General features: G+C 53.8%; 9 protein-coding genes. 2 read left to right on the top strand and 7 right to left on the bottom strand.

From position 1 onward, the window contains the following. Positions 1 to 49: 49 nt before the first annotated feature. From M3G15_RS19855 to yicI, 6 genes are all read right to left on the bottom strand, one after another. Complete coding sequence (locus M3G15_RS19855) at positions 50 to 2449, bottom strand: glycoside hydrolase family 95 protein (RefSeq protein ID WP_260071861.1); 2400 nt, start codon at positions 2447 to 2449, stop codon at positions 50 to 52. 100 nt (positions 2450 to 2549) lie between these two features. Further along, positions 2550 to 4271: an ABC transporter substrate-binding protein gene (locus M3G15_RS19850; RefSeq protein ID WP_009224199.1), complete on the bottom strand. Its 1722-nt coding sequence runs from the start codon at positions 4269 to 4271 to the stop codon at positions 2550 to 2552. A gap of 241 nt (positions 4272 to 4512) precedes the next feature. Next, positions 4513 to 5418: a carbohydrate ABC transporter permease gene (locus tag M3G15_RS19845; RefSeq protein ID WP_009224200.1), complete on the bottom strand. Its 906-nt coding sequence runs from the start codon at positions 5416 to 5418 to the stop codon at positions 4513 to 4515. Positions 5419 to 5434: 16 nt separating this feature from the next. Further along, on the bottom strand, positions 5435 to 6415 hold the full coding sequence (locus tag M3G15_RS19840; protein ID WP_016311359.1) for an ABC transporter permease: 981 nt from the start codon (positions 6413 to 6415) through the stop codon (positions 5435 to 5437). Positions 6416 to 6509: 94 nt separating this feature from the next. Further along, complete coding sequence (locus tag M3G15_RS19835) at positions 6510 to 8294, bottom strand: sensor histidine kinase (RefSeq protein WP_260071860.1); 1785 nt, start codon at positions 8292 to 8294, stop codon at positions 6510 to 6512. A gap of 138 nt (positions 8295 to 8432) precedes the next feature. Further along, complete coding sequence (gene yicI / locus M3G15_RS19830) at positions 8433 to 10751, bottom strand: alpha-xylosidase (protein WP_260071859.1); 2319 nt, start codon at positions 10749 to 10751, stop codon at positions 8433 to 8435. A 133-nt stretch (positions 10752 to 10884) separates the two neighbouring features. Between yicI and M3G15_RS19825 the strand changes: the two genes are divergently transcribed. Next, positions 10885 to 11790: an AraC family transcriptional regulator gene (locus M3G15_RS19825; protein ID WP_260071858.1), complete on the top strand. Its 906-nt coding sequence runs from the start codon at positions 10885 to 10887 to the stop codon at positions 11788 to 11790. Between the two features lie 40 nt (positions 11791 to 11830). Here M3G15_RS19825 and M3G15_RS19820 read toward each other — a convergent pair whose 3' ends face one another. Next, entirely contained in the window at positions 11831 to 14692 is a 2862-nt protein-coding gene (locus M3G15_RS19820) for a glycoside hydrolase family 3 protein (protein WP_260071857.1), read from the bottom strand. A gap of 636 nt (positions 14693 to 15328) precedes the next feature. Between M3G15_RS19820 and M3G15_RS19815 the strand changes: the two genes are divergently transcribed. Beyond that, on the top strand, positions 15329 to 15526 hold a 198-nt coding region (locus tag M3G15_RS19815), incomplete at its 3' end, for a transposase (protein WP_260071856.1).

Genomic DNA, 15526 nt, shown 5'->3' with positions numbered 1-15526 from the left:
TTTTTGCATCAATTTGACGCCGTAACCCGCGAGACGCAGGGGCTGTCCCCTAGCCTACAAGGTACGTCGCTCCCGCTTCCGTCTGGAAGCGTTCACCTTCCTGCACGGTGCGGCCGTCCGGCAAGCGGACGCTCAGGCCATGCAGCCCGCGCAGCGTGCACTCGCCGCCGGACGTTGACGTGATGCAGGCCGACGTCAGACGGCCCTCCTCCCACGTCATGTCGACGGTAAACCCTCCGCGGGCTCGCAGGCCGCTCACTTGCCCCCTCGTCCAGGCCGCAGGCAGGGCCGGCAGCAGGTCGATGCTGCCCATATGACTTTGCAGCAGCATCTCGGCGATGCCGGCTGCTCCGCCGAAGTTGCCGTCGATCTGGAACGGCGGATGATCGTCGAACAGGTTCGGATACGTGGAACGCGACAGCAGCGTGTTCACGAACCGGTGAGCGGTGTCCCCGTCGCCCAGCCGGGCGTACAGGTTAATCAGCCAGGCGCAGCTCCAGCCGGTATGGCCTCCGCCGTTCCGGATGCGCTCCTCCAGCGTGCGGCGGACAGCTTCCGCCAGCTCCGGCGTCTGCCGCACCGTGATCGCATTGCCCGGGTAGAAGCCAACCAAATGGGACACGTGCCGATGTCCCGGCTCGGCTTCTGCAAACGGCTCGCTCCACTCCTGCAGCCGGCCGTCCGGGCCGATCTGCGGCTCAGCCATACGCGTGAGCGTATCGGCCAGCTCTTGTCGCCACGCCTCGTCAACCTTAAGAATTTCTGCGGCCCGAATCGTATGCTCCAACAGTTCACGGATCAAGAACAGATCCATCGTACTGCCAGCAGACACACTGCAAGGCTCTCCGCCATCCGGTGTCAGGAACTTGTTCTCCGGCGAAGTCGACGGGGCTGTAACCAGCCGTCCGTCCGGTCCGGGCACCAGCCAATCCTGGCAAAACTCGGCAGCTCCCTTCATCAGTGGATACGCCGTTTCCTGCAGAAACTGCTCGTCCAGCCCAAATTCGTAATGCTCCCATAAATGGCGGCACAGCCACACGCCGCCCATCGGCCAGAACGCCCAGCTGGCCTCGCCGTCCGATGGCGTGGATTGGCGCCATAAATCCACATTGTGATGAGCGACCCAGCCCCGGGCGCCGTAATGAATCCGCGCCGTTCGGGCTCCGGTTACGCTAAGATCACGGATCAGCTCGAACAACGGCTCATGGCAATCGGCCAGCCCCGCCACCTCTGCGTGCCAATAATTCATTTGCGTATTGATGTTGGTCGTATATCCGCAGTTCCACGGCGGCTGCACATGCGGATTCCAGATGCCCTGCAGATGAGCAGCCTCCGTCACCGGCCGGGAGCTGGCCATCAGCAAATATCGGCCGTAGTGAAAATACAACGACTCCAGCCCAAGGTCCGACTCTCCGCGGCGATAAGCCTCAAGCCGCTCGTCGGTCGGACGGGCTGCCCGCTCGGCGGCCTCCTCCGCGCGGCCCAGCCGCAGCTCCACGCGGCCGAACAGCCGGCGGTGATCGGCCTCATGACGTTGGCGCAGCTGCTCATAGCCGAGCGCTGCCGCCTCATCCAGCGCCGCCCGGCAGCGCTCCGCCGGGTCGATGCCGCCGCTTCCCGGCGCCTGATCATAGCCGGCGTAATCCGTGGCGGCTGCCAGCAGCAGCGTCACCGCCTTCGCCCCGCTCACCGTCAGCCGGCCTGAGGCAGCTGCCTGCACCGTGCCGCCGCCCTCCGGCAGCGCCAAGAGCTGGGCCTCAAAGGTGAGGCCCAAGCCGTCCTCGTATAAGACCGACTGCGGATGGTCCCCGCGATAATTATCGGCAATATGGCTGGGGGCCTGGCCTCTCATGCAGATCCGTGCCGTTCCCGCCGGCCCGCCGAAGGCTTGATGCCGAAGAAGAGAGTCCAACGAAGCGGCCATATTCACAGGTTCACTCCCCAGCGACGTAATGCGGAGAACCATTACCTGATCAACCGCACTGATGAATACCTCGCGGCGATATTCCGCCCCCCCGATCCGATAAGTCGTCGTTGCGATCCCGGTCGCCAGATCCAATTCCCGTCGGAATCCCTGCAGCTCATTCCCATCGGCCTCCGTCGCCGAATCTCCCTGCTCCAGCCACAAATCCCCAAGCGGCTGGTAGGATTCCGTGCGTCGGCCTAGCATTTTCGCATCGATCAGTTTCTCGGCCTCTTTGTATTTGCCGGCGAAGATCAGTTCCCGGGCCGGTCCAAGGTGACGCAGCGCATCGTAGTTTTGCGGGTCCCGGGGGAATCCCGACCATAACGTATCTTCATTCAGCGCAATCCGCTCGCGATGAATCCCGCCGAAGACCATCCCGCCGATTCGTCCGTTTCCAACGGGAAGAGCTTCCTCCCAGCGAGAAGCGGGGCGATCATACCATAGCTTCCACTCCGTTTGCTCCGAATAGTTCAGTTTCCTCATCCTCCTGAATGATGTATATAATGGCTAACTGGCGCAAAAAGGCCCGAAAACACACGGGCCTTTTTGCAATCCTATTTAGATTGTTACTGCTAAGCTACAATTACAATTTCTTACCGGTAAACAATTCGACTCTCTTCTTAACCAATTCCGTATACTCGGCTTCCATCTTCTTCGCGCCGGCTTTGTCCAGCTCTTCAAGGAAAGCGTCATAAATCTTGTCGAAATCGGCTTCCTTCGCCAGAATCGCTTCCGGAATCCGCTTACGGATGATATCCTGCGTTTTTTGGTAAATCACTTGGTAATCGCCGTCCGTAGGAACAGGCATGTTGTACAGAGCGCCCCAATCCTTCGCAGGAAATGCATCTTCACCTGGGAACAGGTCTTTCCAAGTTGTTGCATTGTAAGCTTTCAACGTTTCTTTTTCAGCTTCGGTGTAGCCTGCCACGATTTGCTCAGGGAAGTTCGTGGTGTAGTAGTTGCCCGAAGGATCTTTCACGCCGTCACCATAGTTCGCACCGAAGATGCGGTACAAGCTGATGCCGGATTCCTTCGTGAAGTTCGTGCTGTCATTTACTTTACGTTCTTGAATGTCGGCTGGAATGACGCGTTGGCCGTTCTCATCAACCGTATAGTGTTTACCTTCTACGCCCCAGTTTCTCAAAACCTGACCTTCGTCAGAAGACAGCCAGTCGATAAATTTGATGGCGCGAACCGGATCTTTACATGCTGTGGTGATGCTGATTCCGTAGCCGTCAACGCCTGCTTGTTGGAAGGAATGATCTTCATATTCCTCCGTCAAAGTAACCGGGAAGTGCGCGTAAGTGTACTCGTCTTTACCAGCTGTTTTCAACGCGTTTTCTGCATCCTGATATCCCCACTCTTGGTCGATCAGGCCAAGCACGCGGCCGCTGGCAATTTTCGCTTTGTATTGGTCTTCTTTTTGCACGAATGTATCTTTATCCAGGAGGCCTTCGTTATACATGTGATTCAGCCAACGGAAGTATTCCTTCTCTTCCGGACGTTTGTAATGCAGCATCGCCTCATAAGTTTCCGGATTGACATAATATTCGCCGTCGTCCGGTGCACCTGTTGTCAGGAACGCCGGGTTCGTTACCGTAATCATGATTCTCCAGTCATCGGCGCTCAGTGTCAGCGGAATGGTTGGCTGACCGTCTGTAGTCGGGTGTTTCTCTACATACTGCTTCAGCACGTTTTCAAAATCCTTAACCGTACGAATCTTCGGATATCCCAGCTCTTTCAAAACGCGTTGCTGGATTTCGAAGCCGCCGCCAGCGTCGAAGTACTGCTGATCCACGCCGCCATTCGTGAAGATGGAATAAATCGCAGGATCATCGTTGCTGTATTTCAGACGGTTCATATTTTCGCTGAAAATTTTCTTCAGGTTTGGTGCATGCTCTTCAATAAGCGGAGCCAAGTCGATAATGAGACCGGCATCCACCAGCTTGCTCAATTCCCCTTTGGCAAAAATTAGATCCGGAACGTCACCGCTTGCGGCCATCAGCGCGATTTTGTTTTCGCCGCCGCCGGCACCTACGTCAAACTCGGCTTCAAGCGTTACACCGGTTTTCTCTGTAATCACTTTGCCTACATCGTCCTGCATGTTGTTCCAGTTCGGGCTGGCATCCGCACCAAAGAAGGTAAAGGTGATCGGGCTGTTATCTGCGGACGCTTCCGCATTGCTTCCCGCGTTGCCGGTATTGCTGCTGTTGGCAGCATTGTTACCGTTACTTCCGCAACCCGCAACCAACACCGTACTCGCGAGCAAGATCGCCGCGAATGCTTTAGGGCTTTTCCACTTCATTTCTACGTTCCCCCTCGTCATCTTGATCAAACTTGTATTGTATGAACAGGCTTTCGCCTGCTGATACCTGAGTTGCTTCCCTCATTCCCGGTGTTACCCAAAAAAGTAAAGGCTTTCATCTTTGATTGAAAAAGAAATTACTCCCACCCGCCGAGTGCCGCCCCGCCGCTGATGCAGCTTGCGGCGGAGGCGGATTTGGCGGCGTTAATCCATCAGGCTTACCGCCCGGCAGGCTCTAGGGTTAAGCCTTGACGGCGCCCAGCGTCATCCCATCTACGAAGTAACGCTGCAAGAACGGATAAACGATCAAGATCGGTACCGTTACAACGATAGTGATCGCCATTTTGATGGATTCCGGCGATACCTGAGCCATCTGATTCGCCATATCGTTGGCGTTGATCATTCTTGCGCCTTGGTTGGTGCTTTGTAAAATTTTCATCAACTCATATTGAAGCGTCGTCAAATGCGCTTTGTTCCCGTTGTACAGATAAGTGTCGAACCAAGAGTTCCATTGGCCTACCGCCAGGAACAAGGCGATGGTCGCCAGTACCGGCTTACAGAGCGGCAGAATCACTTTGTAGTAAATCGTGAAGTCGTTGGCTCCGTCCAGCTTGGCAGATTCCTGCAATGCATACGGCAACCCGTCGATAAAGGAACGGATGACGAACACGTTAAACGCGCTGACAACGCCCGGTAAGATGTAAATCCAGAACGTGCCGATCAAATCGAGATGGCGCATCAGCATGTAGGTTGGAACCAAACCGCCGGAGAAGTACATCGTCAACGCCAGGAAGGTGGATACAAACTTCCGGGATTTGAAATCCGGCCGGCTTAGCGTATAGGCCAGCATTGAGGCGCTGATCAAGCCAAGCACGGTCCCAAGCACGGTCCGGTAAATCGTAATTTTAAAGCCGGTAATCAGGCTGGAATAATTAAAGATCGTCTTATAGTTCTCCAAAGTGAATTCCCGAGGCCAAATGTAGATGCCGCCTCGAACCGTATCGGTGGAATCATTGAAGGAGATCGCCAACACGTTCAGGAAAGGATACAACGTGATGACCAAAATAACGCTCATCAGGATGATGTTGCAAATGTTGAAAATTTTATCGCCCCGGGTATCATTAAAGCCTCTGCTTGAACTTGCCATCGCCCTTCTCCCTCCCTTACATGATGCTCTCTTTTGTCGTTTTCTTCATGATTCCGTTGGCCGTAAGCAGCAGGATGATGCTGACCACGGAAGTGAACATACTGATGGCTGTACCGTAGGAGAAACGGCTAATATTGATACCGTAGTTTAGTGCATACAAGTCCAGCACTTCGGAATAGTCCGTTACGAGCGAGTTACTTAGCTGGAACTGCTTCTCGAACCCGATGCCGATCAAATGGCCGATCGACATGATCAGCAGTACCGAAATCGTCGTCCGGATCCCCGGCAGTGTAATGTTCCAAATTTGCCGGAAGCGTCCGGCTCCATCAACCCGTGCCGCTTCATACAATTCTTTATCGATGCCGGTGATTGCCGCCAAGTAAATGATGGCGTTCCAACCGGTTTCTTTCCACACATCGGAAGCGGTTACAATTCCCCAAAACCATTTCCCTTGGGCCATGAATTGGATCGGTTCGTCAATGATATGCAAGGAAACCAAGATTTCGTTGACGATCCCGCCGTCGATCGAGAGCATTTTCGTCACGATCCCCGCAACGACAACCCAAGATACAAAGTGCGGCAGATAGGAAACTGTCTGAACCGTTCGTTTAAAATACTTGCCGCGCAGCTCGTTCAACAACACCGCAAAAGTAATCGGAATGACGAATCCCGCGACCAGCCCCATAAAACTCATCGCCAGCGTATTTCGGAGGACCAGGTAAAACCGCTCGTCCTGGAACAAGTCCACGAAGTTTTTAAATCCCACCCATTTTTGCTCCGAGAAGGATTTCGCCGGCTTATAGTTTTGGAAAGCCATCGTCCATCCCCACACTGGCAGGTAGTTAAATACAAACAACCAGATCACGAATGGCATGGACATTAAGTATAAGTACTTTTGCTGCAAAATGCTCCGCCAGATACCGTTCTTCCGCTTCTTCTGCGGCGCAGGGGTTGCGCTTACATTTTTGGTTTCAGGCTGAGTTGACAGCGTTTCCATCTCAATTTCTCCCCCCTTGTCTGCTATAGCTTAATGATAAGGGAGGAGCGGCTCACGAAATACCCGAGAGATTTCAAACAAAACCATATAAAAATTAGAGATTGCCTCCCGCCGGGATCGTAAAGCTGATCTTCGTCCCTGCGCCATATTCGCTGACGATCCGCAATCCGTGCTCTTCCCCATAGGAGAGGACAAGCCTTTGATGCACGTTACGCAGCCCGATGCGTCCCTGTTCCGGCTCCTTCGACCCGGAGATAAAACGCATGACCTCTTCAAGCCGCTCCGGGGTCATTCCCATTCCGTTATCCTGTACCGAGACGCGAACCATTCCCTTGTCTCTCTGAATATTCACCTCAACATGGACCCCTTCTTCCTTGTCCTCCACCCCGTGCACGACCGCGTTCTCAACGAGCGGCTGAATGATCAGCGGCGGCACCCGAATAGAGCTGGCTGCGGGATCAATAGATAAGGTATAAGTTAGCCGGTCCTCATAACGAAACTTCTGAATTTCCAGATAGGAGCTGACCATTTCCAGCTCTTCCTTCAGCGGTGTGCTTTCCCGGCCGACCTCCAAATTTTTGCGCATCATCTTGCCCAGCAACCGGACCACGTTGGCAATTTCCTTGTCCCCCTTCAGATGAGCGTTCATCCGGATGGACTCTAAAGCGTTAAACAAAAAATGCGGATTAATCTGGCTGGCCATCATCTTCAGCTTAATCTCGCGTTGGGCTAGCTCCAGGGCATTGTTTTGTTCTGTTTTCTCCACGACCTGGTCCATCAGCCGGCGGATGCTGTCCACCATGTAGTTGAACTGCCGGGACAACTGTCCGATCTCATCATTCCCGTCGATCCGCGACACGACGTTCAGGTCCCCTAAGGCCAGACGGTTTAAGTGCCGGCTCAATCGCAGCATCCGGTTGGTCGTCAGGAACGATACGGTGTATACGAACACCAGCGCGATCAGCAATACGAGAAGGATAATCAGCAATCCGACAAGGCTTACGGTATTGGCGTCCTTCACAATAGGCTCCGTCGCAAATACGGAAATAAACTTTAGCCCGTTCATGCTGGCTTCCGGATTCAAGGTGTCGATAACGAGATAGGACGGAACTCCTTGGATATCTACCCGAAACGTCCCCTTTTGCTGGGTTCGCAAGTCGATGCCGTAATCCAAATCCTCCAGCGTTTTACCGACGATCGCCGGGTTATTGGCGGCCACCACATAACCTAAATCATCGGTGATCAGCGTCTCAAAAGGCTCTTGCTGCAGCATCCGGTTCAGTTCCTCCTGGTTCATAATGACCATAAGGACACCGCTTTTCTTCGTTCCTTTAAAAGAGATCTGCCGAACGAGACTGAGCCGCTTCACCGGAACCTCCTGCTTGTCGTCAATGTAAAACCACCCGATGTCTTTGTTCTTCATCGCTTGTTGGTACCAATACATCCCCTTGATCTCCTCGTTCACCGGGATTAATTCAAGGTTGTTGATCAAGGTCGGATTATCGTAATAGAAACGAATCCCCGACACTTCCCGATAGGTTCTGTCGTAAGCGCGGAAATCATTGTAATTGAGGTACGCCTTGGTCAGCTCTAACACATTGGGATACGTGGTGCTGACGATCTTCTCCAGCCCTTCGTCGAGCATAAAGATATCGGAGATATCCATCGGCACACGAAGCATTGCAGCGGTTCGGGTTTTTACCTTTTCGACGTTGTTGGTGGTTTGAGCGATCGCCCGTTCCATGGCTTGATTACGAAAGTAAGCGGTTACGGCTAAGCCGACAATCAGGACAGGAATCATGACCACGACGATATAGGAAATGAGCAGCTTATGCTTCAGCCGCAAATTATTGGTGATGCGAATCAGTTTGCTTAACAATCGGATCACCTCTCACCTAAATGGAAATATCCCCTTCGTCAAAGGGAAAGGGGATATTTCAGTTTCCCCGGGCACGTACCGTGCGCCGGGGATGCCTGTCACATATTAAATTAAGATGCGATTAAGGTCTAGGACCAATTATTTCAAGGTGATTTGCAGTTCGGTTTTCCCTGTGAAAGCATCAACTTTTACTGCACCATTGCTGGACAACGCTGCACCTTGCACCGACTCCGCTTCGCCCATGCCGTGCAATGTTACGTAGAACGGTTTGCCGGCGCCTTCTGCAGTCAGCTTCACAAGCTTACCTTCGCGAACGACCGTAACTTGGAGTTCAGCTTCGCCTTTGGTGTTCCGTACCGTGCGGGATACGGTTGCCCCGTCTTCGATCGTATACAAGCCAAGCTCAACTTCATTCGCATAGTCGTAATCCGGACGAACGTCGTTTGCCCCCGTCGCCAGAATCGAGTTCGGGCGAACGAACAGCGGCAAGCTGAAGAAGTCGTATTTCTCTTTGCGCCATTTGCCGCCTTCTACCGTTTGGCCCGACAGCAGATGGGTCCACTGGCCGTCCGGCAGATAGTACGTCACGTCGCCTTGTTCGCTGAACACCGGCGCTACAAGCAGCGAGTCACCCAGCATATATTGACGGTCCAAGGTTTCGGCCGCCGGATCGTCCGGGAATTCCAGGAACATCGCCCGCATTGTTGGTACACCTTGTTGCGTCGCTTGGACCGCAATGTCGAACATATACGGCATCAAACGGCATTTCAGCTTGGTGAAGAACCGGGTTACGTCCACCGCCTCGTCGTCATAAGCCCAAGGCACGCGGTAGGAGCTGCTGCCGTGCAGACGGCTGTGGCTGGACAGCAAGCCGAAGGCCAGCCAACGCTTGAACACATGCGCCGGAGCGGTGTTCTCAAAGCCGCCGATATCGTGGCTCCAGAAGCCGAAGCCGGATAAGCCCAACGACAAGCCGCCGCGAAGGCTTTCTGCCATCGACTCATAATCGGCGTAGCAGTCGCCGCCCCAGTGGATTGGGAATTTCTGACCGCCGACGGTTGCAGAACGTGCGAACAAAGCTGCTTCATTTTTACCCAGCTTCTCTTCCAGTACTTCAAAAACAACTTTGTTGTACAGGTACGTATAGTAGTTATGCATTTTCACTGGATCGGAGCCATCGTGATACACGACATCCGTCGGAATCCGTTCGCCGAAGTCGGTTTTGAAGCAGTCGACGCCCATGTCGATCAGCTCCCGCAAATATCCGGCAAACCATTCGCAAGCCGCCGGATTTGTGAAGTCTACCAGCGCCATGCCCGGCTGCCACAGGTTCCATTGCCATACGTCACCGTTTGGCTTTTTCACGAGGTAACCGTTCTTCTTCCCTTCCTCAAACAGACGGGAACGCTGCCCAATATACGGGTTGATCCAAACGCAAATTTTCAAGCCTTTCTCCTTCAGGCGCTTCAGCATGCCCACTGGATCCGGGAATACGCGCTCATCCCATTTGAAGTCCGTCCAATGGAATTCACGCATCCAGAAGCAGTCGAAGTGGAAGACATGCAGCGGCAAATCACGCTCTGCCATGCCGTCCACAAAGGAGTTAACGGTAGCTTCGTCATAATCGGTTGTGAACGACGTCGTCAGCCACAAACCAAAGCTCCATGCCGGTGGAAGCGACGGCTTGCCGGTTAAATCGGTGTACTTATTCAGCACATCCTTTGGCTCCGGACCGTCGATGACGAAATATTCCAGCGATTCGCCGGGAACACTAAATTGTACTTTTTTGACTTTTTCCGATGCGACTTCAAACGAAACCGCACCCGGATCGTTTACAAACACGCCATATCCTTTATTTGTCACGTAAAAAGGAATGTTCTTATAGGACTGCTCAGAGCTTGTCCCGCCGTCCTTGTTCCAGATGTCAACCACTTGACCGTTCTTGAGGAACGAGGTGAAGCGTTCGCCCAAACCGTACACCCATTCGCCGACGCGCATGTCAAGCTCTTCGCGCATATAGGTGTTGCCGCCTCTTTCGGTGATATGCGCCATCGATTTGTAGCCGCTGCCGGTAATCCGCTCGTCGCCGCGGAAGAAGTCCACGGACCATTGCGGGCCTTTGTTAATGCGGACGCTAAGGTTGCCGCTCTTGAGCTCGGCATAATGCTCGGTCTCGGTAATCTCGGCATGGTCGCCGCCCTTTGCCAATTCAAAATGTGGACCATGGTCCACCGTCCCCGCAAAATGGATCAGCTTAACGCCAATGACCCCCGGCAACGGAGAGTGGAATTGCATCGTCAGCAATGTCGTATTAATCATATCGCCCCGGCCGCGAAGCGGCGTTGTGGAGGCGGAGGCAATTAAAGTATGGTCTTTGACTTGAAAATCATAGGCTTGTACCGCGGTGGAAAGCGTAAACTCCTCGCGAATTAGCCAGTTGCCATCGGTAAACTTCATGGGTGGAATACCGCCTTTCGTCACATTGTTTTTCTTATGAAAACGCTCTATACTTGCATTATACTGATACCACTCATTTAAAACTAACATTATCAAGCCAAAATATAACACTATTTTGATGAGGTGACCCTTCATGGATCAAGCGCTTCGCCGCTCCCTGAAAGAGAGCAAGAGTCACGGCAACGAGCGGCAGCCGTTTGGAACCTATTGGTACCGCTATGGCCCTGGTGAACATGTCATCGACTGCCATTGGCATGATGAAGCAGAGTTCTTCTATTGCCTGGAAGGCGAAACGCTGTTTCAGGTCGATACCGATTACTTCCCGGTTCGTGCCGGGGAGGCGGTATTTATCGACGGCGGCGACATTCACGCCGCCCATGCGCATGGTGAGCAGGGCTGCGCATTCTTCTCCCTCGTATTCGATACGCAGCTGCTAGCCAGCGCACATTATGATGCGGTCCAGGAGAACCTGGTGCTGCCCTTGCAGGAACGGAAGGCGACGTTTCCCCGCCATATCCGGCGCGAGACCGCGGCAGACCTATCACTTCTGGAGCATATCGTGACGTTGATGCGCAGCTGCAGCACCGAGGCGCCCGGCTATGAAGGCGCCGTCAAAGGGCATCTCTACTTGATGCTGTCGGAGATCGCGGTCACCGGCCGGGCCGTCAACCGCTCCCATAGCAGCAACCGCAGCGAATCGTCCAAAATTGACCGGCTCAAGACGGTCATCCAGCATATCCAGCACAACTACAGCCATCCGATCCGGCTGGCAGAGCTGGCCGCGCTGATTCCGATGAGCGAAGGCCAGTTTTGCCGCTTCTTCAAGTCGATGACCCGGCAGACGCCGATGGATTACATCAATTCGTACCGGATCCGCCAGGCCGCCGAACTGCTGCGCGATCCGGAACGTAAAATCTCCGATATCGCACTGGAGGTCGGCTTCGACAACATCAGCTACTTCATCCGCGTGTTCCGTAAAGCGATGAACTGCTCGCCGTCGGAATTCCGCAAGCGGCTGCAGGCTTCGGTCGAGGTCTAGGTTCGCTGATTGCGGTTGATTCAATAAGTAATCACAGGATTTAGCCCAGCCGGAACCAGCTGATTTGCGTTTCACCTTGCAAATGCAGGTACACATCATGCCGGCCCGACAAGCTTGCCGCGGCTTCTGCGGTGACCGTTGTCCAAGCTTGGCGACCGCCGGTAGGCAGGATCTTGCAGGTGATCACCGACTCGCCATCCGGAGAATCCAGCGTTACGGCGATTTCACCGCCCTTCAGATTCCCCGATACCCGGGCTTCAAATCGGGATGCTCCTTCGCCTAGTTCGACATCACGGAAGGCAATCCACCCGCGTTCGCCTTTCAGCCGGATGCATTCACCGCCTTCACGGCATTCATCGAGGAAAACTTGCTCGTAGTCGTCATAGTTGACCGCGCGGACTGGTTCACGCAGCGAGCGCGGAGGCACGGTTTCGCCGTCAACCTGAAGCGTTGCCGTCAAGGCGATCTCGTCCGAGGAAGGGCCAACCATCACCGTATATTCGCCCGACTCCACGCAATAGCGATCTCGGGTCACGTCCCAGAACGCCAGCTCTTCTGCTTTCAGCGTAAAGGTCACCCGCTGCGTCTCATCCGGCTGCAAATGCAGGCGGGTAAAGCCTTTCAACGTTTTCAACGGCCGCGGCACGCGCGATTGCCCGATTCGCACGTACAGTTGCGGTACTTCGTCCCCGTCGATTTTCCCCGTATTTCGCACGTCAAACGAAATCTGAACCTCGCCCTCCTGATCAACCTGAGTCCGATCAAGAGCAAGATTGCTGTATTCAAACGTCGTATAGCTAAGTCCATGACCAAACGGATACAGTACCTCGCCGTCAAAATATTGATAAGTCCGTTTGCCTTTAATTATGTCGTAATCCATAATGTCCGGCAGTTGGTCTACCGATTGGTACCAGGTCATATTCAACCGACCCGCTGGATTATAGTCGCCGAACAGTACGTCGGTCACGGCATGACCCAGTTCTTGGGCAGAATGAGAGGTGAACAGGATCGATGGCACATGCTCGTTCTCCCAGTTCACTGCAAACGGATAGCTGCCGACAATGACAACCACTGTATTCGGATTTGCTGCTCTGACCGCTTGGATTAAAGCTTGCTGCGTCGGCGGCAGCACGATGTCCACTCGGTCGATCGTTTCCTTCGCATTAATGAACGGGTTATTGCCTACGACAACTACCGCGGTCTCTGCCGACTTCGCAGCCTCTACAGCTTGCTCAATCCCGTTCTCCACCACTTCAACGATCCATTGTTCTCCTGGAAGGCGACTATCTACCTTCACCGTATTATCAAAAACATTCTCGCCCACAGCAATCAACCCGCCGCGTTCGTTCAGGATGATTGGCCGTCCGTTCCACGCCTTCATCTCAACCTTTCCGTTTGAAGCAGGGCGGAAGTCGAACACTTCCTTGACAAACCAACCGCTTGCTTCATTTGCCGTTGCCATCAGCAGCCCCGAATCGGTCTCCGTAACGAACTTGCCATTTTCCACAGACCGCAGCGTGATGGAGCCCCAGCCCCAATCGTTACGCTCAAAAACAGCTGCATCCGCTGCATTCTCACCGGTTGCTTCTAGAACAGCCTCCGCTCCTTCGCCAGAGGTGATCCGGACGTATTTGCCGGTCAGGGCCGAACGAAGGCGAATCCGATCCGAGCCAGTTCCGAACAGGACAGGGCGGTCGCCCATCTTCTCCTTGATGCCCTGAAGCGGGGTGACGCGGTACGGCGGCGTGCCGCTGTACCAGTCGGTATAGGCTTCATTGGCCAACGGTCCAACAACCGCGATGGAACCTAACGTTTGCGGAAGAGGCAGCAAGCCTTCGTTCTTCAGGAGCACGATTGCTTCGCGGGAAGCTCTCAGCGCCAAAGCCGTATGCTCTGGTGCGCACAGCTTCTCTTCCGGCACTCGGCTGTACGGGTTCCGCTCCTCCGGATCGAACTCACCCAGACGGAAGCGTACACGGAAGGCGTTGCGCAACGCACGGTCCAAATCCGATTCGGCCAGCAAGCCTTGCTCCAGCGCATTCCGCAACGCCTGGAACATGATCGGCTGCTCATCCGTCATGCTGTCGATGCCGGCCTTAATACTCCCTGCAACTGCTTCAGCATATGACTCCACGTACTTGTGGTCCAGCACCGTACCCATGACGTCGCCGGCGTCGCCGACAACAAACCCGTCCATCTCCCATTCACCTTTAACAATCTCGTTGACTTCTGAATTCAAGTTGCAAGGCGTGCCGTTAATCCCGTTATAAGCCGTCATCATCGAACCTGCGCGACCTTCCCGGAACGCCCGCTCAAACGCTTTCAAATAATACTCCCGTTTGTTGCGCGGATCGATGCTCACCGATTCACTGCCACGACCGATTTCATTGTTATTTGCGTAAAAATGCTTCAGCGTGGCTACCGCCTTGTAATAAAACGGATGATCGCCTTGCAGCCCCTTCACCAGTTCGGTCGTTAACGCTCCCGTGAGATGCGGATCTTCGCCGTAGGCTTCCTCTGTCCGGCCCCAACGCGGATCGCGCTCCATATCTACGGTTGGCGCCCAGATCGTCAAGCCGTTCACTTCCGGATTCCGCTGAAAATACACGCGGGCCTCATCCCCAATCACCGAGCCGATTTGGCGCATCAACTCGGGATTCCAGGTGCAGGCTAGTCCGGTGTTTTGCGGGAAGGACGTGGCTTCCCCCAACCAAGCTACGCCGTGCGCGCCTTCCGTACCATGCTTGTATTTTTTGACGCCAAGCCGCGGCACTTCCGTTTGGAATTGGCACATCAGCTCAATTTTCTCATCCAATGTAAATCGGCTAACCAAGTCGTCCACCCGCTCCGCCAGCGGCAGATCAGGGTTCTGAAAAGGATATTGGTACGTGTTGTCCGTCATACAATTACCTCGCTCTCCTACATTTCATTGTAAGCGCTTAAGAATTTGTCACTGCTTATACCATCAGGTCTACCACCCTATCATAGTCCGCGTCTTCTTTCAGCGATACACGGAATATTAGATCATTTTTCATATAAAAATATCGCATGGCCGGCACGTCCTATCGCCAGCATGGCCTCATCGTCGGTAAGGCCCCATCGTCATCCACCCTTCTCCAGCACTGCCCCATCACCAACACAGCCCCGTTTTCGGCATGGCTCCAGCAGCCCCATAGGCTATTTCGCGCCCTTCTTTCTGCGATTATCCCTTTCGTTCAGAACGGGGGGGGGGATCGAGGAAGGGAATCTTCCAGCTGCACCTCTTTTCACGAATATCCCTTTTATTCAGAATGGGGAGATCGAGGAAGAGATCTTCTAGCAGCCTTTTTGCACGATTATCCCTTTGGTTCAGAACTGGGAAATCCATAGGAGGGATGAGGTGGCTCATAGAGCTGATCATTCCGTTTTTTACGAAGATAAGATGGTTTATTTGGGATATTTTTCTTGATTTAAGAACAGGTGTTTGGTATAATGATAACAAAGAGAACATATGTACGCATTTGTTGAGTTAGAGGGATTTAAATTGGAGGGATCGGGCATGGGTTTTTATACGAATGCAGAGCTTCATTCTATCAGCAGCCGTTTTCGAAGTGAGTCCGACTGTATCGAGGCGATCATCGCTATGAAGTGGCCAAACGGATTTGTTTGCCCGCGTTGTGCTTATACGGAGTGCACCCGCCTTTCCACCCGCCGTCTTCCTTTGTTTGAGTGCGGACGATGCGGCTATCAGGCATCG

Origin of the sequence: Paenibacillus sp. p3-SID1389, assembly GCF_025151705.1 — a bacterium.
Taxonomy (GTDB): domain Bacteria; phylum Bacillota; class Bacilli; order Paenibacillales; family Paenibacillaceae; genus Fontibacillus; species Fontibacillus phoenicis.
Note: the sequence above shows the minus strand (reverse complement) of the source record. Positions and strands in the feature narration are given on the sequence as shown.

Bases quoted from the DNA above. Each gene is read 5' to 3' on its own strand.
- M3G15_RS19845 (WP_009224200.1), bottom strand. From the start codon at position 5,418: ATGGCAAGTTCAAGCAGAGGCTTTAATGATACCCGGGGCGATAAAATT.
- M3G15_RS19825 (WP_260071858.1), top strand. From the start codon at position 10,885: ATGGATCAAGCGCTTCGCCGCTCCCTGAAAGAGAGCAAGAGTCACGGC.
- M3G15_RS19850 (WP_009224199.1), bottom strand. From the start codon at position 4,271: ATGAAGTGGAAAAGCCCTAAAGCATTCGCGGCGATCTTGCTCGCGAGT.
- M3G15_RS19820 (WP_260071857.1), bottom strand. From the start codon at position 14,692: ATGACGGACAACACGTACCAATATCCTTTTCAGAACCCTGATCTGCCG.
- M3G15_RS19855 (WP_260071861.1), bottom strand. From the start codon at position 2,449: ATGAGGAAACTGAACTATTCGGAGCAAACGGAGTGGAAGCTATGGTAT.
- M3G15_RS19840 (WP_016311359.1), bottom strand. From the start codon at position 6,415: ATGGAAACGCTGTCAACTCAGCCTGAAACCAAAAATGTAAGCGCAACC.
- yicI (WP_260071859.1), bottom strand. From the start codon at position 10,751: ATGAAGTTTACCGATGGCAACTGGCTAATTCGCGAGGAGTTTACGCTT.